This window comes from Glutamicibacter sp. AOP38-B1-38, assembly GCF_052377485.1.
Taxonomy (GTDB): domain Bacteria; phylum Actinomycetota; class Actinomycetes; order Actinomycetales; family Micrococcaceae; genus Glutamicibacter.
The window spans coordinates 14,928-34,076 of sequence record NZ_JBQSWU010000031.1 but is presented as its reverse complement, the minus strand read 5'-3'; the positions used below and the strand labels follow the sequence as shown (position 1 = coordinate 34,076).

The following is a 19,149-nucleotide window of genomic DNA, read 5'->3' as shown; positions in this document are numbered from 1 at the left end:
TTGTACTTCGTTCAATCCTGCGCACACACGGCTTGGTCGATTCACCCTTGACCCCTTGGTTTGAACTGGGTTCTTCCCCTTGGTGTCTCGGCTGAACGGGTTGGGCGCTCCGAGTTCACTGGGTTCATTTGAGCTTTGTTGGCTCCCCTTGGCTGTATTGATTCCACCCGGTAAGAGGTACCTGGTTCCATCAAACATGGTGACCCGCCCCCCTGTACTCAACGCCTCCTCGGTAACGATCCACAGCACATGATGCTTCACAGAATGATCCTCATAATGCATCGCGACACCCCGCACCTGACGGCACCAAATATCAGTCACCACCAGTTCAACCAAACCAGGGGAACATACCCAATCACCCACCATGTCAGCCCAGCGCGAAGCGCCGAACCAACAAAGTAACTCAGCTCGGCTGATCCACCCAAACATCAACCCAGCAGAACCGAATCCACCCAGAGAATCAGACCCGGAAGAGTCGCCCCAGTCAGAGACCAAATCACCGATGCGCGAAGCGCCGAGAACTCAACAACCACCAAATCAGACAGCCGGAAAGCATGCTCACCAGCTACACAATCAGCCCAGCGCGAAGCGCCGAAAATACCTTGGAACGAGTCGCCTACGACACGATCAACTGCACCAAGCAGAGCAACCCAGTAACGATCAAAAACCCCAGTATCGAGCACACAAGACAAGAGCCAAGAACACCCTGCAGAGCAACCCAGTAACGATCAAAAACCCCAGTAGAATCAACAAGAGCACCGCACCAAATCAACCCAGTTAAACTAACCAAGTCATCATCGAAATACTCAGGACAGTTCATTCAAGAACACCGAGTTTCAACCAAACCCAGTATTGAACCCAGTTCATTTAAGTCCACCCAGTTAACTCTTAATATGGGCTTGGCGACGGACACCCGGCACTATCGTGCGCCGAACGGCTGACACGCAAGGTGCCAGCCAAAGCAACGACAAGGACAACTCTTGCCACGGGCATCATCCAAAGAACAGCGAGCTACCGCTCACGCCACCCACGCCTCCCACGCCTCCGGCGTGGCCGGCAAACTCTACTTCCAGCAAGCCTGCGCCTGCGGATGGACAAGCGCTCGCCGTGAGGCGGTAATCGACGTGCACCGACCACCGGTCATGCACTCCTGCGGGATGAAAGCCTGCTCGCGTGGATAGGTTCAGCGACCTCGAACAAGTAGAAGTTCAATTCACGCCAACAGGGCACCCCTGGAAGATACTGCGCAATGGACGCACGTGGACTGTCACCGTCGTACCAACCGTCCATTACGACCGCATCAAATGGTGGGAATTGGGCATGCGCATCCCCAAAGGAACCGGCGTGAGAATCGACTACGCAACATGGCTCATCCAAGTCAGGCTCGGCAACAACGAGCGCTCGCAGGTGGTGACGTGGGAGTTGGTGGAGGACATTTTTGAGAAGGTCTGGCGTGTTCGTGAACTGCCCATAGCCGACCTGTAGTTGCCGGCAGTGGCTGAACGATAAATTCATTCCCTCTGGCACACATGGGTTGTGAGCACGAAGGTGACAGACGGTTGCCTGGGTACTGAATTCTAAGTTGAGGGTGCAGTGCCGAAATTGAGTGCTCCTGACGCATGTAGAAGGAGGTGAATGACCATGGGCTTGGTTTCTTGGGCATTCCGTTTCTCGGTGAAGACCGCAATGGTTCTCATCGCGTTGGTGATCTTCTTGACCCCGCTGATTATCAAGTTCGTGATCTGGTCAATCGCAAGCATCGTTGAATTGATTGTGTCCATCATCGACGGCATTAGTGGACGATAGCCATGTTAAGAAACAAATATCCATCAAGGCGGTACCTGGACAGTGCGAACGAATCGCACGGTTCCCGGTACCGCCTCTTGTTTCGTCCGTGACTGCGCTTGAAAGACCTGCTGTAGGGCGCGAAGAAATTGCTTCCTCTTGGCACACCTTGACCGTGTACGAAGCCCTAGCGAGTCATGAGAGGACTCAAGCATGAACACAGAAGATATGATGAGCTACTTTACTGAGGCGATCACCCTTGGCGCGTGCGCGAACGGAATACCGCGTGAACAGTTCTGCGCGAACGTGGTGCGTCACCTGCTTGAAGAGGTCAGCCTGTCCGAGCAGATTAGAATCAGCGCTGATGTTGAGAGCCGGCTGAATGCCTTTAGCCTAACGATCACCCCGCAGGACGCGATCTACCGCATCACGGAGATGTATCAGCATGATGGACATGACCCCGTGGCGCTGGCGCTGGACTTCTTTCAGTCGGATGAGTGGAAGGACGCTTCTGAGTCCGCAAAAGAGGAATTTTGGGATGACTCCGGTATTGAAGTGCTGAATGCGCCGTTGCACGAATGGCTCAAAGCACGCGGGGTTAGCCACGTGTACGAGACGTACCTCGCCAAATGATTCCCAGCCGTGCTGACATTCAAACAAATGTCAGCACGGCTGATGCCGTATAAGCGTTGGTTGCCGGTGTTTCTGACTTTGAATCTTGATCGACAGAGGGTGCTAGCCGTTAGGCATTGGCACAAATAAAACCTTTCCTCCGGGCACACATTGACCGTGTACGAAGCACGTCAGCTCCCCTAACTAAGGAGAAACCATGGAGCTAGATAAGAACGCACTAGAAAAGGCGACAGGAGCATTGGACTTTACCTGTCCGACCTGCGGAGACGGGAGCGAAGGCCGGTGCGAGAACTGCCAAGAATTGGTCAAGCGAATTGTCACCGCCTACGAGGATACTTACCACCCGCTGATCGAGAGCCATGAAGGGCTTCAGAATCTCTCAACGCACAGTGCCGTCCGCTACTCAGACGGCTCAGTGTATGAGAGGTACACGGAGAACCCGCGCAACGTGAAGCAATGGATGAGCCAAGCCGGACAAGTGCAGATTGCCGTTACCGACATTCCATTGCCGGTACGCCTGGTCTGGACTCCAACCGACGTGTAACAGCCAGCAAGGCACCGCACGTGGTGGACTAGAACGCCGTCTCGAACCGGCTTATAGTCCGCCACGTCCGTTGCATGGCAATCAGCTAACTGATTGCCTGCGCGAACTGAGATAATGAATGCAGACCAAACAGCAAAAGAGGAACAGATCATGGCCAGCGAAGCCACCGAGCACGGTGCCACCGACAGCGGACTAACCATGCCGAAATTCGGAGAGCTAGACCTCGAACAGCTCGTCAACGAACCACTCCTGCCTGAACTGGAACCCTACCTGCGCCACGAGACGGCCTTCGGAACCAGCCTGCATCACCCACTGGTCATCGAACCCATCGCTGTACTCAGCGGACTGGCCAACCGCATCTACACGTCCAAGACATGGGCGCTGAAGAAAGCCATTGAAGACCAGGACTGGTCAACCGTTGTGTTCATCCACGAACGCCCCTACCGCCTAGAAGCCTTCGTAGAGCACGTCCTGAACGGGCTAGCGACCCCGCTTGTAGACCTCTCCCCCGAGCTAAAAGCACTCGCCACAGAAATCTGGTCAGACTCAGAGAACCACTACGAAATGAAACAGTACTGGGATCAACTCCTATCCAAGCGTGACGGAGCACTCCTGCTGGCGGACAAGAAGGGGCTAGAACTCTACGGCACCCTGCCTGAGGAATTGACCGTGTATCGAGGCGACCACGAAGACTCCCTGCGCATCTCCTGGTCATTGAACAGAAGTACAGGAGAGTTCTTCGCCAACAGATTCAATGACCGCACGCGCGCTCTGCTTACCGGCACCGTGAAGAAGGAACATATCTTCGGGATCATCATGGATCGCAACGAAGCTGAAATTCTCGTAGACATGCGCCAGGTCAACATCGACAAAGAGTAATCTCACCTGCCGGCAGACATGCAACAGAGCCCGACTGGGGTGCTTTCTCAACACGCATCTGACGATCTGAACGTCCGAATGCTATCCTTTCGTTCAAGGTGGAACGCGAACACCTGTGCACCGCAATCCTCTCCGTACCAGTAGGGATTTCGACTAAGCCAAGGTCTTTGATCATGCGTAACGAGACAAACCCAGCAACCGGGTCAATCTCCTGAGGTACGGCATGAGCGACCCTGAACTGGATAAATCTCATGACCCGCGACAGCAACCGCAAAAAGGCCGTCCGTGCCTACGCCAAAGCCCACGGACTCAAGTACTGCGAGGCGCAACGCCAACTTGCAGGAACCAGCGAAGCCCCTCAGCTCAGCACATACAAGGTGTATGCCCCTTCAGCGGTCAAAGCCCACCTCATGCCAGAGCACAAACGCCAGATGCTCGAAATCTTCGAGCACGAACCCAACAGCATCGGTCTCTTCTACGACCAGAACGGGGCACCAATCGGCGCGTGGCACCGCCAAGAAATTGGTAATGGCGAGGAAACCTGGGCAGGAACGACTCTCTCGCAACAGCGCTACTCGTGGGTGCCACAGAACCCCACTAACCCCTTGCAATGGATCTACGGACAGGGCGCTGACGACAACTTGCATTGCCTTGTCCAGGAAATCACCTCCAAGGGGCTGGTGAACATGAACGACGAAAAGGATGACGCTGGCCTACCTGGTGCACCCCGCACCGCACAGCAAGTTGCATCCATCATGAACACTGCCGGCCCCGGAAGATTCTTCCTGTTGCAAACCATCAGCGATGTAGCCATAGTCGGACGTGACAAGGAAGGATGCTGGCGCGGAAGCGGAGACGGCCCAGAAATCTACTGGTACCCGGACATGTACCCGCAGACCGACCCACGGGAAATCCAAGAACTCCATAGGACAGGAGACTATGACGACCCGTTCTACGACGCAGGACTACCCGACACTGAACAAGAAGCTGTAGAGCACAGGTGGCCAGCAGAACTAGCATCCACCAGGTCATCACGCCTGGTAGGAGCCGTGCGCACGTGGAAGACAAGGCCAGTTACCTCGGGTGGGTGTGAAGAAGCCGTAGAAAAGCTCAGCAACAAGCCAGCAGAAGAGAAACACTCGATGAACCGGAACGAATGGCTAGAGAAGGCTGACCAGCACCTCAACCCACTCCACTTTTACGTTTTCTCCACTGACGAATTCTGGCACGACGGTCGGCAAGATGAGAACCCGGTGATCCAGTTATCCATTCGTAATGAATGGTGGCGTGAACGGCCACTCAAACAAAAAGTGATCGACCAGGTGTTCCCACTCATCCCTGAATCGACAGCAGACATAGTGCAGACCTTGCGGGGCATGCGCGAAGATGACGTGATCAATGCAGAGGACGAAGGCGTAACCCTAGAGCAGTACGTGGGGGTCGCTGTGCCAGACCTTGACGCGATGACCGACGAAGAAGTTATCACCTGGTGGAAAACCCTGGGCAAGGGAGTGTACAACTACACCGACTTTGACACCACGCCAGGGCTTCAGACGGACTGGGATGTAAGGGAGAAGATCGTCATTCCAGCTATCCAAGGATCATTCCACGGCACGCACGGCACCAGCATGGAGCTGAACTTGGACTACCGGAACATCAACCCAGACACCATTCTGGAACTCTTCAAAGAGAACTTTCCCGGTCTTGAGGACTTCATAGACACCATGCTCACCTAGACGCAATGAAGGCTCCCACGCGCGGGGAGCCTTCAAAGCGTCCGACTGCGCAAATAGACTGAAGCAACAGCGTCATCCCGGCACTGTCTGATCCGATAGCCCACCACGAAGAAGGATTCCCGGCCCATGGAACAAGAAGGCCTCTACGTCGAATACGGTGACACTTTCAAAGTCACCAAAGACCCCGACGGATACAAAGCAATTCGGGTCAATAACAGTGCCTGGGTTGAAGAACCACGTTGGTTGCACTTCGGAAACATCGACGGAGACAAGCGCAGGCTCATAGAAGACCTGATCTACGCGCTCGAACAACTACGAGCCAGCCAGGACTAAGAACCGTACAGTCCGCGGACTATATCTAAAAAGAAACCCGACCCGACGCACGGGTCGGGTTTTTATGTCCAGGAGCCAGTACCAACTGCGAATTCGGGGAACTTCAGGGGTTGCTAAAGGGTATCCGTGAACAGAAACTTGCCCCGTGGCACACATTCTCGGTATCCAAAAAACGCCGACGAAGGGTGACCAATGACAGCTCAACACACGCCAATCAAGCTGACGACCCTGCGTATCCCTCGCAAGATAGACACCGTTAGCGATGTTCTTAGGCTCTGGGGAGTGCCAGATATGTACCTCACCATCTCAGACGGCCTACACGCAGGAATCTGCCACTCCCCGAGAAGCTGGCACAACACGGTCGAGCTGGGCACCCTCCCCGAGGTCTACGCCAAAGCGCTCAAGCTTGCATCCCACAAGGACGCAGTGGTGCTGCTCAATGCGCTCGCCCAAGCCAGTATCATCTCGCAGTTCACCGTGCAGGAATCCTTATCGCTCACCATGCATCTCATGAACCTGGACTTCCGCAACGGCGATGAAAAATACCACGACTACTTGCTCGAATCGTGGGAGCCGATATTCGGGATATTCGAGGCGATTTGCCACCCTCAGCGCCTAGGAGAGCGCCCGGTAGGCAGTCGATCAGTCGTCCATACGATGCTTCAGAGGTTCGACGTGATGATAAGCTGAACAAACTTGAATGTAGCTAAACGCGATCATTAAAGTTTGCATAAATGGCCGGTGCCCGGTGATTCAAATTTGGATCACCTGGCACCGGCCATTGTTTTGCCCAATCACGGCTATAGGCTCAATGTAACTCCGCAACGAAAAGGCTCCTGGTGGCACACACTGATGTTGAAGAAGACCCAAGCCAACCCCTAACAGGAACCCCATGTTGCCAACCACCCACGAACTCGTTGAAGCACTCACCCAGCACCTCAATATCACTAGCGCAGAAGTACGCCAACGCGTAGAGAATAGCGTCAACCTTGGATGCATAGGACACGAGAGCACTCGCCCAACAGTGAACCCACACCACAAGCTCGAAGAATACTCGTATTGGGAACAAAGCCACGTACAGCACGGGTACAGCAAGCTGAAGATGGTCTACCTATGCTCCTGCGGTGCACTCGGAGAGCCAATCGACGCTCATGGCCGAAAGGACGTAGCTGAAGAGCACGCCCGCTACGATCACTACCAACACGTCATCGAACGCCCCGTGTACGCCAAGCTCATGCAGTCAATACGAGCGTTCGAGCTGGAACCCATCAGCAACCACACCCCAGAAGAGCTTCACGCTGAAGGGTATGGCACCTTATTCCAGTGCGTGAACTACGCGACCATGATCAACAGCATCATGGGAGCAACCCGCCTGCCCATAGACGAGCTGAACGCAGACCAGTGCGAAGACGTACTCGGCCTCCTGAACGCCACAGTCTTCCCGGAGAACTAATAAAACCGACCAGCGCCCCATATGGATCTACCGAGAATGTTGAAAGGCGAAACAGAATGAGGATGAAGCGAATCCGGGAGTACTACAGCGTTCCGGCTAAGAGGGGCATGAGGATCAAGTTCGAAGGCAGACCGTGCACGATCACTGGAACCACCAGTGGCCAGATGTACCTGCGCATCAGATACGACGGCGACCCGAAGCGAACCTACCCGATCCACCCAACGTGGGAAGTGGAGTATCCCGAGGCCGGCGAATAATGGATTAGTACTATCGTCCACGGCGGAATGGAAAATCTAATTCGGAGTTCCTGAGCGAAAAGTACCGGCAGGAGTTCTGGAAGCCGTGTGCCAAGAGCCTGAAACACCAAGATGTACAGTACGGTGCCCCACCATTATTTGGTGGGGCACCGTACTGTTTCCTGGCATGGCTGTAAGAGGCCTACCTGTGCTCAGGAGCCTCGATCATGGACTCAATGTACTGTTCAGCGAGCCGGATGGTTCTGAACGGTTTGCACTTACACCAGCGGGTCGGATGAGGGGCACCTTCGCAACCAGGAGTTACGGCCAGGAAACCGTGCGTGCCTTGTCCAGGCATCTTCTTCACTCGCCATATGTTGGCTTCCCCTTCCAAAGCGACACCTCTCCCCCAACGAATTTTCTGCTTAATCCAGTATGCGCCAGCTCTCCCACAGGGAAGAGCTGACGCATACGGGCAACAGACTAGTCGAATTCCTCAAGAAAGTTGTTCCAAACGTCTGGGAGCAAATCTTCTAGCTCACCCAGACGATCCAGCACTTTGTCTTCTAGAGAGGCACCAGGATCATAGGAAATCCACCCGGTCTCAAGGTCTCGGATCAGCTTCACAACCCCTTTTTCCACGTCCTGCGAAGGAATCATGTACTCCTTCCATTTCTTGCTAGAGTCCTTGAGGGTTTCCTGAAGACCATCAATGGTGTCCTGCATATCCTTGATCTTCTGTCCGGCGTCTTCCAGCCGTTCAACATCAGTGAAGTTCTTCAGCGACCTGTGCGCCACGTTCAAGGCTTCGGGCGACAGCGGGGTATCGAACTCAAGTGCGTGTGAGCGCCCCAGTATCATAAAGACCTCTTCCACGTCATAGATGCCGACTACGGCCTCACAAACGGTCTCATAGACGGCATAAGAGACGCTGTTGTGATCGCGAACCTTTGGCTTGATGTACTCAAGCTCGCGATCAAGAATCTCATTGACCGCATCACGGACGGCTGGTTGCAGAGTCTGAGGCAGACTATCGAAGTCGTAGTTACCTTTCTGCTGGAAATCCACGCGCCACCCAAGCTGAGGTTCCCCCTGCTCGTCCACAAGAAAAATTGGGTTGATGTTGTTGTGCGCGAAGGTGACCTTCAGATCACGACCAGAAAGGCCTTTAGTCACAGTGAATTTGTAGACCGGCTTCTTCTTGCTGTTCATCGTGCGTGGGTAAGTAATGCTCATTCGTGCCCTCCAAAATGGCAGTGTTGCTTCCATGCCAATGTGTGCCAGAAGGAAAGAAATCTATCTGCTAAATACAGGGATACATGCACCAATACAGAACAGTTATACAGAAAACCATAAAATATATCTGGTAGAAAGTACGTCAGAATGTAAAACTGTGCGATCAACTGTATTCAATGCATATGTCCATCAAGGATGACGGCGATACCCGGAGCGACCTGGTTGGACAGAGGCACTCCCCCAAACCTGTCCGGCTAGCATGAATAATTCTGTCCAGTAGGCACACACTAACGATGCGAGCATCCACTGGTGCTACGAGCGACTTTTAACCCGAATGAAAAGGAGAAACACCATGGCAGGCGAAACCGTTATCACGGTCATCGGAAATCTCACCGCCGACCCTGAACTGCGCTTCACCCCGTCTGGATCAGCGGTAGCCAATTTCACCATCGCATCCACCCCGCGCACCTTCGACCGTGACAGTAACGGATGGAAGGACGGAGAGGCACTGTTCCTGCGCGCCTCTGTGTGGCGCGAGTCGGCAGAGAACGTCGCAGAGACCTTGACCAAAGGAATGCGAGTCATTGCGCAAGGACGGCTACGCTCGCGCTCCTACGACACCAAGGAAGGCGAACGGCGCACCGTGATGGAACTAGAAGTCGATGAAATCGGCCCATCACTGCGCTTCGCATCAGCCAAGGTCACCCGCACCCAGCGCGCCAGTGGAGGCAGTGGAGGCTTCCAACCAACGCATGCCCCACAGGACACCCAGCAGAATAACGCTCCACGGCAGGGCGGAGGCTGGAACGCTCCTGCCAATGATCCGTGGAGCACGGGCGGGAACAACAGCGGAGGCTGGGGAGACTCCAACGACGAACCGCCGTTCTAAGCCACTCCCCTACCGGCAGTCCAAGATGGGCGGTGTCTAAACCCTTCACCGGGTTTAGACACCGCCCATTGGCATGTATAAAGAGAAGGAAACACGCCGTGAGTGCAATCAGAGCCAATATCATCAGCCCAGAAAATCGCATTGCCGATTGGGTGGAGCAAGAATTCAATGAAACTGGCCGGATCACCTGTGTACCAAAATCATCAAGTGCCAGACGGCAGAATTCGTTACCGCACCAAGTGGCATCGTGTTCCCGGTTAATGAGGGCGGAATAGCCAAAGGCTCTTTTTGAACCCCCGCGAAGACTGAACTACCTTGCCCTCCGGTCGGCCACTCCCCTACCTGCTGGCAGGCACCGTCGCTATTGTTGGTACCGACGCGAAGGGCAACAGAGTCTCGCTCAACGAGTAACAGCGCGCGAGCACCTAGGGATAGTTGGCCGTCGCTCTCAAGTATGGATTCATTTCGAGGGAGCCGTAGAACCATATTGCAGTATGTGCAACTGTATTTGAATGCATAAACCGGTAACTGAAATCAGTATTACTGTAAATTACATACATGAAACCATATCTACAGGCTAAAACCTGTGTGCTCATATGGTCGAATTTGGGTCGAATGGCTCACCGTGCGATACCTCAACCGAGTTGAAGCATGATTGATGTTTGGCGCGTTTCCCTCATAGGCGGAAGTGACTCAAAGGGCAAAGGGGGAACGTTCTCGCCTTTTCATTTCCCGGCACAAGCGGGGAGACCCCGATCTTCGAATTGGGGAATTTCTCTTGCCTGAGCGCATTCCAGGTTCCTCGGTCTGAACTTGATGCTTAACGATGAAAACGGATATGTACTGAAATGCGCCTGTATTGCTGTGGACTGGTGACGGTTTCACGGTTAACCGCATGATTCATACGATTAGCCGTATGATTTTGCCATAGATACTGCTGTTGATCTGTATGTAAAGCAGTAAGGCCACACCAAGGTCATGGTGTGGCCTTACTGACTGGGAACCGCTTAGCGGAGGTCTTTCAACTCCTGGACGTTCTTTTCGTACAAGTCCGGGTAAAAGTTCTTTACCGCTATGTCGATGGCAACACCCTGTGGAAGCTTATGGAGTTTCTTCAGGTCGCGGAGGGCGCCAAGAACGGCAGGGTCAAGGGTTACCGTGACCTTCTCCCGCGCGCTAGCGTCGTTGGCGCGCCGGAACTCCTCTATGGCCTCATTGGCGCTCTTTAGATCGCTAGTTGGCTTGCTGGCCGGCAAGGGCGTAGGTTCTTCCGTCGTCGCAGGCGCTGGGGGAGTGGACGTAGAAGTACGGGAAGGATGCGCGCTCCGGTCAATAGTCTTCTGTGGCCGAGACAGGTTTGGTTGCTCGCTCATTTGATGATCTTCTTTCCTAGTTCCATGTAGGCATTGATGACTGGCTCACTCTTCTTGCCCCATTCACCCACCCAACGTCGAGCTGTGCGGGATTCCCTGACACAGGTGCGTGCAGGTACCAGCGGAGTGAGCAGGACACCCAGTTCGCGGAGGTCGTCAACAATCTTGGAAGTCATGCGTGGCGTGGCGACTTCCTGGTACCCGCAGAATACGGTTCCAGCTTCTTCGATCTTTGCAGGGTATCCACGTAGCTCCTGCTCTTCCTGGAAGATCTGTAGGGCTTTACGTGCACCGTTGACACCTTCGTAACCACCTTCGTCGCCAGTGGCGGAGTAGATGATGGTGTCTGCGACGAGTAGAGCAGATCGCAGGAGTGGGCCACCGGAGCGGTTGGGGCAGTCAATGATCACCACGTCGTAGTCTGCTCCGATGAGAGACTTCTTGAGGCGTAGCTCCATTGCTGGGTCAGTGTTCAATTCGAGGGTGCCAAGGGATTCGTGCGAGGGGATGACAAAGAGGTTTTCATCCCAGTCGCTCTGAAGTGCCATTTGCATTGCCCAGCCGACCGGGTTGCGGTCGGGATTCTTGTCGGCGGTTCCGTCTGCGCTCAGAATGTCACCAATGAAGAAATCATCGTCTGCTGGCTCCAAGTTGAACCATTTGGTTCCGTCCATGGATGGGTCGAGGTCGATGAACAAGGTCTTGTAGCCGAGCATGGCGGAGACCTTGGACAGGTGAACAGCCGTGGTGGTTTTTCCTTCGCCACCCTTGGTTGACGCGATCATTATGGTTTGCATAGGTCTGACGATACCCGTATTTATGCCGTACTTACAACTGTGTTTACGGTTTTATTTGCTAAAAGCTGGCTTTTCTATACATGTTTATGGCTTTTCTATACGGTAAACCGGAAAGCTGGGATGTATTGAGGTATGCTTGATACGTGTCTATGTTCCGTAGCGCTGTCTGTAAAAGTGGATTATCGGATGACCGGAAAGCCATTCGTAAGCCGTACAGTGTTGCTGACGCACGAATCCCGCCAACTAACCTTTGCGCCTGACAGGAGACCCAGTGGACGCTCGCATCATGATCTTCCAGCAGTCCGTGCGACCAGTGCTAACGGACGTGCTCACTGCCGGCATCACGGGAGCATCACTCACATACGTTCAGCAGATCGTTAATTACCGCGAACTCGCGCCGGCCTATGCCCGCTGGAAAGAAACAGGGTTCGAGCTGAATTTCGCTCGGATTCCAGAAGCGCCTTATGACAAGCTCGCACAGTACGCCACCTCAAAACTTGGCGGAATTCGCTCCTGGCATGGAGCTGAAAAGCTATGCATCATCCCCGAGGGCATGGGCGAGGCTATAGCTAAGAAGTTCAAGAAGACCTACGAGATTGCGCCGATCACAAACATTGTTGACGAGCCCAGCCAGGACAAGAACTTTGGTGTGAAAGGTACCAGCCACCCAACTTTGGTATTTCCTGACGATGATTCACCAGTTCAGACGCGAATCCAGGTAGGCGTTCGAACGATCAACAAATGGTTCGACAGCCTATCTCGCGCCGAACAAGTGCGCTGGTACGACGCGAACATGCCCATGGCATTCATGCTCCTGCCAGCAGAGCAGTGCCTAGTTGAACCAATGATGGCACTTTCCGATGCGGACACCATGCAAATAGAGCTAGTGGACGGCGTAAAACGGTCTGCATGTGCAGTCATCACGAAAACGAAAGAGGCTGGTGCAGTTGGGCACGTCGTGGACTGGTGGAACAACGAATCCAATCTCTGATGGAAGAGAACAATTTTTCATTTCCGACGGGCACACCTTGGGGTCATGAACATCATGACCGAAACCAAGAACGCGGAGACAACTAAAATGACCGAACAGCACGTAGATGGGCACAACCTCATCTGGGCGGATTTCGAAACCACTGGCCTGCCATTCGACGAGGGCTTCGAACCTCTAGAAGTCGCCATTGTGGTCACGGACGCGACCGCCACAAAGATCCTCTGGGAGTCCGGTTCACTGGTCATCAGCCCAGAGAACTTCAAGAACGCGCTGTTCAATATGAACGAGTATGTTCGTGAGATGCACACCAAAACTGGCCTGATCCACCGCCTACAGAACGGCGAGGGTATCCCTCTGGCTATGGTGGAAGAATTCATAGTCAGCAACATCGAACCGCTCTTTCCAAAAAGCGGTGAAGAAATGCCAGACGGCCACAAGTTCCGCGGTGCAGTACTCGCCGGAAATTCGGTTAGTTTCGACCGAGAAGTAGTGCGCCAGTTCTTCCCACGGCTAGAGCAGATCATGACCTACCGTGTGCTAGATGTTAGCTCGATAGAGCACATGGTTTGCAGAAGCTTCCCAGCAGTGCAGAAAACGCTTGAACCAAAGACCAGCGACCACACAGCCACGCACGACATTGCCGAGAGCATCCGACAGTACAGGCACTACGTGCAGTCATTCAATGGCGCATAGGCGCTAGGGGAGAGGGGCAAGCAGGTGGGCGCTGTTTGCCCCAGAAGCCCGTCTCAGAAAGGAGCAACGAGCGTTAAGCTTGGTTTCATGGGCATCTCAAACCATCTCAGCACCACTATCAAGATCACTAACCGGTTGGGTCTTGCTGAAGACGTGATCGTGGAAACCGTGGATAACGGTCGCGGTCGCTTTATTACTGACATTCATCGTGTGCACCATGAATCAGACGGTTTGGAATCCCGATTCTACGAGTCGCCGGCCTACCGATTGTTTGAGCATGATGAACACCCGGAAATCAATGTGCTATCAGCTCACAGCATGGCCATGAGCGAACTCTCAATGGCTCTAGGCGTGGATACTGAAGTGACGCGCATTTTCACCCCCTAGGAGGGAACGTGAACCTACGAGGAAACATCACCTGGATTTCGTTGGAGCGCGGGTACGGGTACATCAGCGATGACGCATCGAATACCTACATCTTCCACCACAGCAACATCGTTCCGACAAAGGGAACCAAGATGCTCGGCGTGGGGAACCTGGTCTCTTTTACGGTTGACGAGGGAATCAAAGCAGGTCAGGCCTTGGAAGTGAAACTCATCAGCTAGACAGGTACAACTAAGGCCACCTCGCTTCGAGGTGGCCTTAGTTGCTTCCGCAGTTAGCTCATTGGCTTGAACCCTTGTCCTAGCCGACGGGCAATTTCGTTGACTTCCAGATGCATACTGCTGACGGCGATAACTAAGTCGTAGGCTTCATCATCTCCCAGCGTCCACACGGCTCCGAGATTGCGGAAATAGGTCAAGCGAATCGCGATCCAGGCGCATCGCTTATTACCGTCGACCAACGCGTGGTTTCGGCACAGGGAGTCCAAGAGTGAAGCGCACTTTTCGTGGATCGACACATACTGTGGCTGGCCGTAAAAGCTAACCTGAGGGCGCTCTAGCGCGCTTTGGAGCAATCCCGCGTCTCTCACGTCTGGAAATGAATCGTAGATTGCCGAGAAAGCGCGGAAAACATCTTCTGCGTTAGGAGTCCAGATCACGATACATTCCCGAGTCGATCAAGCAATGGCTTGTCGTTCTGTTTGATGTTTGCGATTGCGTCATCCAGCGAACGAAGCTTCTGCGCGTCGAGGGCGCTTTCAACCTGCTTTGACACGAAGTTGCTCAGGTCTCCTTTGGGGATTTCCGAGCGTAGGCGTTTAGCCACATCATCGGGGAAGCTGATCAGTAACTTGGTCATGTGAACCTCCTTTCCATATATACAGTGTATATATGCCGAGGGTTGAGGCCAAGACCCGCATGGGTAAGGCCGGCAGATTCCGATGAATCTCCCGGCCTTAATGTGTGCCTGTGGTGAAGAAATATTGCCTAGCGTCCGAGTCTGGATCTAAAGAATAGCCGTGCTTCTCGGCCATTAAGAGTTCCGCGTTCCGAGAGTAGTTCGGCAAACTCTGAAATGGTGGATATATGCTTGTTGACTGTTTCCTTGGTTAGCTCTCGGGCGGAGCTGATGAGTGCATCCGTAGTCAGGTCACCTTCGTACCCTTCGGGCTTTTCTCCAATGGAGATGAGGTTATACGCATGCGAGATGCATGATTGCATGTCGGAAGCGGAGCCAGAATCTCGGATTCCTCGGGCATGATCGACGGCTTGGCCGGCCAATGATGTTTGGAGCATTGCCCAAGACACTTCTTCGGATGGGCGTGGATAAGAGTCGTTGGCGTACTCGCAATGACCCACCAAGTTGCCCGACGGGCGAACTGTAACCTTCAGTACGGTCGAGCCGTTGAGATAAGCCACGAGGGCATGGCCGGCTTCGTGGTGCGCTACGTCGATCTTTGCAGGATGCTCGATGGATTTGCGCCACAGGGGATGTTTTTCCAAGGCGTGCTCCATGAGTTGTTCTGTTGTCCATTCAGGCTCGGACGTAGCCAGAACATATTCAGCGAAAGTCTCATCGTTGAAGCGCTGAACCAGGTGTATGCGCTGTTCGCGTAGATCGTCGAACCTAGTCAGAATGGCCAGACCAGCACGGTTGGGCGACCATTCCCGAACCTCGTATCCCCTCATTGACCGCTTAAAAATCAGGAAGATACGACCGAGTATGGCGAATCCAACCACCGCGAAAACGGTGAATAACTGTTCCTCGTGCGTCAACCTGTAGATGAAAACCGGTGCAAACATGAGCAGAACTACTAAGAGAAATACTGACGGTATGGTTTTGCTTGCCGACTTGCCGACGTTCTTGAGATAGCTCAGGGATTTGCTTATGTTGAGCTTCGCCAGTTCATTTTTCATAGTTCTTAGTTCCTATCGAGGGTGTAGTAGCCGAAGAGCGGGTTCCTCGAAACGTTGTGGATGATGGTGCCGACACTGGGGTTCTGTGCGCCGATCATGCGCCCGTTGCCTAGATAGATTCCGACATGTCCGCCACTGTTTTGGAACACCAGATCGCCAGGTTGGGGGCTAGTTGTTCGCTTGAACTGACCGGACGCACGAATGGTGGAAGTCGTTCTTGCGGTGTTGATGCCGGCTTTTCCATATGCGTACTTGACGAAACCGGAGCAATCCCAGCCATTTGGTGTGTTTCCGCCCCAGACGTAAGGAGCACCGACGTATTGGACTGCAATGTCGACGATCTTCTGTCGGAGGTTGTCTGGTGCGATGGGGGAGATGTTCTCAGAGACGGCGATGATCTCTCCCCGGTATTCCGGTCGAACCATGGCATCAGAGTAACTGCCGTCAGGTTCACCCTGAGTTGGAGCAGGGGGTGTGGTAGCTTCCTTGGCCTCTTTGTCTTCTGGCCATTCGTAGATCAGCTCGGAGGGATAGCTGGAGCTTGTTTCGCCGGAAAGTTCCATCATGCTGGGGGAGTCCAGATCGTAGTGGAACGTTGGGTCGATCTTCTTGAGAGCCGAGAGGCTGGCGCGCTCAATCTTCGGAGCGTCGTACTCGTGAACGTTTACTGGGAAGACAGCATGAGGATTGGTTTTGTAGGTGGTTACCGATACTGCATCGGTATCACGTGGCTTTTCCGGTGTCGTGCCTACGGAAGTGCAGGTGGCGATAAGCGCTATGAGGGTGAGGGTAAACGTCGTGTTGCTTCGATTCAGGTTCATCGGGTTCCTCACTAGAACTGGATTTCTGCCACCTATCATGCCGGTCTGTAGGGAGCCACCCTGGCACGGAAAGAAAATGCACGGAGTTCGAGCGAGTTATCCCATAGGACTTATATGGACGAAAAATACGCTGTAGGCCTGATCGGTGAACTTGATGGATTGAAGCCGATTCTTGAATCGGCTGGAATCGAATGCGTCGTGGGAAACGTGCCTTACGTCGGTAAGGAAGTGCGTCGCCTTTCGGAAGAACTGGGTCACCCTGTTCCTGTTCTAGTCGAAGACCCGGAGAAGCCTGACTCTGGGTTGCAACGATGGTGCGCTGTTTTCCCGGTGAAGACAGGAATTCCTGTACTTGTTATCCGGCAAGGCGACGTTGAAACGCTCACAGGTGACGATCTATCAGCAGTTATCTCGCCAGTGGCTCTCAACGACATTCTTGAAAGGATAGGGTTCCCTCAGCTTGCAGAGCTGGAAGGACGAACCTTCCCGCCAGGAGCATTCGTTGCGCCACCTATCCATGAATCGTCTTCGTTGGCTCCCGGTGAAGATGACGACGATGAACTCGCACGCCTTGAACGCGAGATGGAAGACAAGGAATTTGCCAGCATTACTTCCGGCATCACTAGCGAAAGCTCTTCAGGCTATTTGCAAGCCCCGCCGTTGGACATGAGAAGCCGAGGGCGCAGGTCAGCTGATTCCGATCTTGAAGAGGCAGAACAGTTCAATAATCCTCGCGAGCACCAGTCGACTGGGGATCAAGAGCTAGATTCGGCCCATGGGCTGGGGAACGGCGAGGATCATTACCCGAACCAGGTTCGTCAGCAGGAGCCTGAAGCTCTACACCAGATGCCAGAGCGCATGGTAGAGCGACCTGCCCCCTCACCTGCACCACGTGATCACTTTGAGGATCAGCCCGAATCACGTGAGAACCGCGACGAACAGTTCGGCCAGCAAACTAATGCGGAGCCAGCGTGGCAAGACCCGCATCGAAATGATCCACAGGGTAGGGTATACCAGCCGGAACGGGCTGGGCAGTATGCACCTAACCAGGATTTCGATCAGCACACATCTCAGTACCGCCAGAGTCCTATGCATGACCAGTCCCGCCAAGGTAATGGGTCTCTGGATCAAGGTCAGCCAGAGTGGAACGGCAATGGTTACTCAGAGCCGGGTGCCCAAGGGGGGTACCAGCAGGATCGCAATGGCCAGTACGGTCGCCCAGTCCAAGACCCACCGCAGAACCAGCAGTGGAACGGCAACTACCCACCGCAGGATCAGCGTGGTTACGGATACCCACCCAATGATCAGTTTGATCCGCGCGGGGGTTTCCAGCGCCCTGATCAGTACTCGCCCAATCAGCAGGGGTACGGTGTCGATCCGAGATATGGTGACGGGTTCCAGCAAGACCCGCGTGGAGGGTACAACCAGGGGCAAGGAAGTGCCTTCTACAATCCGCAACAGCAGGGCTTCGCCCCTCAGAATCAAAGGCAGGGCTTCGGCTACCAGCAGGAGCAGATCGTGCATGGACGACAGGCTTTAGCTAAGACCGTCGTCGTGCTTTCCACAAAGGGTGGAGTTGGTAAGTCTTCCACTTCATTACAGCTTGCTCACGAAGCAGGTCTGGCCGGCCTCAAGGTGATTTTGATTGATGCCAACAGCGGTCAGGGCGATCTAATGGTGATGCTCGGTCTTGAGCGGTCAGGGCTACCCACCATTCAGGACGCGTCACTGCATAACGACCCGAACGTTGCTTTCATTGAACCGGAGCAGATCAACTACTACAGGGAGCACGACGCAGACGAAGTGACCTTCGGCTTTGTGGCAGCTCCACTGTCCAGCACGAATCGTCGCGGAGACGTGGACAACCTCTTCTACGAACGAGTGATTGAGGAAGCTCGAAAGCGTGGTGATTTGGTTATTATTGACACTCAGATTCTTGAGAATGATGACAAGACTGGCGTAGTTGAAGATCTATGGGCACCCATCATCAAGAGCGAAACTGGATGGGCAATTGCCGTCGCTGAGTGTTCCACGGTCAACGTGAACTCGTTGCAGGTTCGCCTTCAGCACCTTACCCAGGGGCTGAACATCCCAGCGTCAAAGTTCATGACTCTCTTCAACCGCGTAGACATGGAAGACATGGGAGACGTTGTAGCAGGTCACGCCAATGCCTTCCGAGGCTACGGTGAAGTGCTCGGCGGTATCCCGTTCTCTCGTGAGGCGAAGCTGGCTATGGACTCGCATCAGCTAGAACTGAACACGCCGTTGTATTCGTTCCGCGTTCTGAAGGCTCTGATTCGCATGACGCGCACTGATGCGTTGGTAGAACGCACCAAGGAAATCGAAGAAATTCTTGCTGGCCCGAAGAAGGAACCTAACTTCCTGGTGAAGCTCTTCAATATGAAGAGAAATAAGAAGTAGGCGGTAACAAGGTGACTGCAACGCATATG

The 19,149-nt window shown here is 53.9% G+C and carries 24 protein-coding genes; 17 read left to right on the top strand and 7 right to left on the bottom strand.

Translation table 11 applies throughout. The features are described 5' to 3' along the window. Positions 1-980 precede the first annotated feature (980 nt). The 11 genes from ACT3TP_RS16005 to ACT3TP_RS15955 all read left to right on the top strand — a co-directional run bounded on the left by ACT3TP_RS16005 (position 981) and on the right by ACT3TP_RS15955 (position 7,620). Positions 981-1,181: a hypothetical protein gene (locus ACT3TP_RS16005; RefSeq protein WP_443452675.1), complete on the top strand. Its 201-nt coding sequence runs from the start codon at positions 981-983 to the stop codon at positions 1,179-1,181. Continuing rightward, entirely contained in the window at positions 1,174-1,485 is a 312-nt protein-coding gene (locus ACT3TP_RS16000) for a hypothetical protein (protein WP_443452674.1), read from the top strand. Before ACT3TP_RS16005 ends, ACT3TP_RS16000 begins: the two co-directional genes overlap by 8 nt. Positions 1,486-1,641: 156 nt before the next feature. Continuing rightward, positions 1,642-1,806, top strand: a complete 165-nt coding sequence (locus ACT3TP_RS15995) for a hypothetical protein (protein ID WP_444616464.1) — start codon at positions 1,642-1,644, stop codon at positions 1,804-1,806. A gap of 192 nt (positions 1,807-1,998) precedes the next feature. After that, positions 1,999-2,418 carry a hypothetical protein gene (locus ACT3TP_RS15990; RefSeq protein WP_444620990.1) on the top strand — a complete coding sequence of 140 codons (420 nt, stop codon included), beginning with the start codon at positions 1,999-2,001 and terminating at the stop codon, positions 2,416-2,418. A 196-nt stretch (positions 2,419-2,614) separates the two neighbouring features. Continuing rightward, positions 2,615-2,962 (top strand): hypothetical protein, encoded by a 348-nt coding sequence (locus tag ACT3TP_RS15985; protein ID WP_444620989.1) that lies wholly within the window; start codon positions 2,615-2,617, stop codon positions 2,960-2,962. A gap of 150 nt (positions 2,963-3,112) precedes the next feature. After that, positions 3,113-3,841 (top strand): hypothetical protein, encoded by a 729-nt coding sequence (locus ACT3TP_RS15980; RefSeq protein ID WP_444620988.1) that lies wholly within the window; start codon positions 3,113-3,115, stop codon positions 3,839-3,841. Positions 3,842-4,092: 251 nt separating this feature from the next. Next, a complete protein-coding gene (locus ACT3TP_RS15975; protein WP_444620987.1) occupies positions 4,093-5,577 on the top strand; it encodes a hypothetical protein in 1,485 nt (494 codons plus the stop codon). 126 nt (positions 5,578-5,703) lie between these two features. Beyond that, positions 5,704-5,910 (top strand): hypothetical protein, encoded by a 207-nt coding sequence (locus ACT3TP_RS15970; protein WP_444620986.1) that lies wholly within the window; start codon positions 5,704-5,706, stop codon positions 5,908-5,910. Between the two features lie 192 nt (positions 5,911-6,102). Then, a complete protein-coding gene (locus tag ACT3TP_RS15965) occupies positions 6,103-6,600 on the top strand; it encodes a hypothetical protein (protein ID WP_444616452.1) in 498 nt (165 codons plus the stop codon). A gap of 202 nt (positions 6,601-6,802) precedes the next feature. Beyond that, entirely contained in the window at positions 6,803-7,363 is a 561-nt protein-coding gene (locus tag ACT3TP_RS15960; protein WP_444616450.1) for a hypothetical protein, read from the top strand. Between the two features lie 107 nt (positions 7,364-7,470). Then, the gene (locus ACT3TP_RS15955) at positions 7,471-7,620 is read left to right on the top strand and encodes a hypothetical protein (RefSeq protein ID WP_444616448.1); all 150 of its coding nucleotides are present in this window, start codon (positions 7,471-7,473) and stop codon (positions 7,618-7,620) included. Between the two features lie 462 nt (positions 7,621-8,082). Here ACT3TP_RS15955 and ACT3TP_RS15950 read toward each other — a convergent pair whose 3' ends face one another. Continuing rightward, the gene (locus ACT3TP_RS15950; RefSeq protein WP_444616446.1) at positions 8,083-8,835 is read right to left on the bottom strand and encodes a hypothetical protein; all 753 of its coding nucleotides are present in this window, start codon (positions 8,833-8,835) and stop codon (positions 8,083-8,085) included. A 352-nt stretch (positions 8,836-9,187) separates the two neighbouring features. On the opposite strand from ACT3TP_RS15950, the gene ACT3TP_RS15945 reads away from it, so the two are divergent. Beyond that, a complete protein-coding gene (locus tag ACT3TP_RS15945) occupies positions 9,188-9,724 on the top strand; it encodes a single-stranded DNA-binding protein (protein ID WP_443452663.1) in 537 nt (178 codons plus the stop codon). 1,007 nt (positions 9,725-10,731) lie between these two features. Here ACT3TP_RS15945 and ACT3TP_RS15940 read toward each other — a convergent pair. Together ACT3TP_RS15940 and ACT3TP_RS15935 are read right to left on the bottom strand one after the other, a co-directional pair. Then, entirely contained in the window at positions 10,732-10,980 is a 249-nt protein-coding gene (locus ACT3TP_RS15940) for a hypothetical protein (protein ID WP_443452662.1), read from the bottom strand. 113 nt (positions 10,981-11,093) lie between these two features. Then, positions 11,094-11,882, bottom strand: a complete 789-nt coding sequence (locus ACT3TP_RS15935) for a ParA family protein (protein ID WP_444620985.1) — start codon at positions 11,880-11,882, stop codon at positions 11,094-11,096. Between the two features lie 298 nt (positions 11,883-12,180). Here ACT3TP_RS15935 and ACT3TP_RS15930 point away from each other — a divergent pair, with 298 nt between their 5' ends. From ACT3TP_RS15930 to ACT3TP_RS15915, 4 genes are all read left to right on the top strand, one after another. Then, on the top strand, positions 12,181-12,885 hold the full coding sequence (locus tag ACT3TP_RS15930) for a hypothetical protein (protein ID WP_444616442.1): 705 nt from the start codon (positions 12,181-12,183) through the stop codon (positions 12,883-12,885). A 45-nt stretch (positions 12,886-12,930) separates the two neighbouring features. Then, on the top strand, positions 12,931-13,578 hold the full coding sequence (gene orn, locus ACT3TP_RS15925; protein WP_444620984.1) for an oligoribonuclease: 648 nt from the start codon (positions 12,931-12,933) through the stop codon (positions 13,576-13,578). A gap of 87 nt (positions 13,579-13,665) precedes the next feature. Next, the gene (locus ACT3TP_RS15920) at positions 13,666-13,965 is read left to right on the top strand and encodes a hypothetical protein (RefSeq protein ID WP_443452658.1); all 300 of its coding nucleotides are present in this window, start codon (positions 13,666-13,668) and stop codon (positions 13,963-13,965) included. 8 nt (positions 13,966-13,973) lie between these two features. Continuing rightward, entirely contained in the window at positions 13,974-14,183 is a 210-nt protein-coding gene (locus ACT3TP_RS15915) for a cold-shock protein (RefSeq protein WP_443452657.1), read from the top strand. Between the two features lie 53 nt (positions 14,184-14,236). On the opposite strand, the gene ACT3TP_RS15910 is transcribed toward ACT3TP_RS15915, so the two are convergent. The 4 genes from ACT3TP_RS15910 to ACT3TP_RS15895 form a co-directional block, all read right to left on the bottom strand. After that, complete coding sequence (locus ACT3TP_RS15910; RefSeq protein ID WP_443452656.1) at positions 14,237-14,620, bottom strand: type II toxin-antitoxin system death-on-curing family toxin; 384 nt, start codon at positions 14,618-14,620, stop codon at positions 14,237-14,239. Then, on the bottom strand, positions 14,617-14,820 hold the full coding sequence (locus ACT3TP_RS15905) for a hypothetical protein (RefSeq protein WP_443452655.1): 204 nt from the start codon (positions 14,818-14,820) through the stop codon (positions 14,617-14,619). The genes ACT3TP_RS15910 and ACT3TP_RS15905 overlap by 4 nt, the downstream gene beginning before the upstream one ends. A gap of 128 nt (positions 14,821-14,948) precedes the next feature. Beyond that, positions 14,949-15,878 (bottom strand): hypothetical protein, encoded by a 930-nt coding sequence (locus ACT3TP_RS15900; protein ID WP_443452654.1) that lies wholly within the window; start codon positions 15,876-15,878, stop codon positions 14,949-14,951. A 5-nt stretch (positions 15,879-15,883) separates the two neighbouring features. Further along, the gene (locus tag ACT3TP_RS15895; RefSeq protein WP_444620983.1) at positions 15,884-16,699 is read right to left on the bottom strand and encodes a C40 family peptidase; all 816 of its coding nucleotides are present in this window, start codon (positions 16,697-16,699) and stop codon (positions 15,884-15,886) included. 114 nt (positions 16,700-16,813) lie between these two features. Here ACT3TP_RS15895 and ACT3TP_RS15890 point away from each other — a divergent pair, with 114 nt between their 5' ends. Further along, entirely contained in the window at positions 16,814-19,120 is a 2,307-nt protein-coding gene (locus ACT3TP_RS15890) for a nucleotide-binding protein (protein ID WP_444620982.1), read from the top strand. Positions 19,121-19,149 lie beyond the last annotated feature (29 nt).

Bases quoted from the DNA above. Each gene is read 5' to 3' on its own strand.
- ACT3TP_RS15995 (WP_444616464.1), top strand. From the start codon at position 1,642: ATGGGCTTGGTTTCTTGGGCATTCCGTTTCTCGGTGAAGACCGCAATG.
- ACT3TP_RS15990 (WP_444620990.1), top strand. From the start codon at position 1,999: ATGAACACAGAAGATATGATGAGCTACTTTACTGAGGCGATCACCCTT.
- ACT3TP_RS15985 (WP_444620989.1), top strand. From the start codon at position 2,615: ATGGAGCTAGATAAGAACGCACTAGAAAAGGCGACAGGAGCATTGGAC.
- ACT3TP_RS15980 (WP_444620988.1), top strand. From the start codon at position 3,113: ATGGCCAGCGAAGCCACCGAGCACGGTGCCACCGACAGCGGACTAACC.
- ACT3TP_RS15975 (WP_444620987.1), top strand. From the start codon at position 4,093: ATGACCCGCGACAGCAACCGCAAAAAGGCCGTCCGTGCCTACGCCAAA.
- ACT3TP_RS15970 (WP_444620986.1), top strand. From the start codon at position 5,704: ATGGAACAAGAAGGCCTCTACGTCGAATACGGTGACACTTTCAAAGTC.
- ACT3TP_RS15965 (WP_444616452.1), top strand. From the start codon at position 6,103: ATGACAGCTCAACACACGCCAATCAAGCTGACGACCCTGCGTATCCCT.
- ACT3TP_RS15960 (WP_444616450.1), top strand. From the start codon at position 6,803: ATGTTGCCAACCACCCACGAACTCGTTGAAGCACTCACCCAGCACCTC.
- ACT3TP_RS15955 (WP_444616448.1), top strand. From the start codon at position 7,471: ATGAGGATCAAGTTCGAAGGCAGACCGTGCACGATCACTGGAACCACC.
- ACT3TP_RS15950 (WP_444616446.1), bottom strand. From the start codon at position 8,835: ATGAGCATTACTTACCCACGCACGATGAACAGCAAGAAGAAGCCGGTC.
- ACT3TP_RS15945 (WP_443452663.1), top strand. From the start codon at position 9,188: ATGGCAGGCGAAACCGTTATCACGGTCATCGGAAATCTCACCGCCGAC.
- ACT3TP_RS15935 (WP_444620985.1), bottom strand. From the start codon at position 11,882: ATGATCGCGTCAACCAAGGGTGGCGAAGGAAAAACCACCACGGCTGTT.
- ACT3TP_RS15930 (WP_444616442.1), top strand. From the start codon at position 12,181: ATGATCTTCCAGCAGTCCGTGCGACCAGTGCTAACGGACGTGCTCACT.
- orn (WP_444620984.1), top strand. From the start codon at position 12,931: ATGAACATCATGACCGAAACCAAGAACGCGGAGACAACTAAAATGACC.
- ACT3TP_RS15920 (WP_443452658.1), top strand. From the start codon at position 13,666: ATGGGCATCTCAAACCATCTCAGCACCACTATCAAGATCACTAACCGG.
- ACT3TP_RS15905 (WP_443452655.1), bottom strand. From the start codon at position 14,820: ATGACCAAGTTACTGATCAGCTTCCCCGATGATGTGGCTAAACGCCTA.
- ACT3TP_RS15900 (WP_443452654.1), bottom strand. From the start codon at position 15,878: ATGAAAAATGAACTGGCGAAGCTCAACATAAGCAAATCCCTGAGCTAT.
- ACT3TP_RS15895 (WP_444620983.1), bottom strand. From the start codon at position 16,699: ATGAACCTGAATCGAAGCAACACGACGTTTACCCTCACCCTCATAGCG.
- ACT3TP_RS15890 (WP_444620982.1), top strand. From the start codon at position 16,814: ATGGACGAAAAATACGCTGTAGGCCTGATCGGTGAACTTGATGGATTG.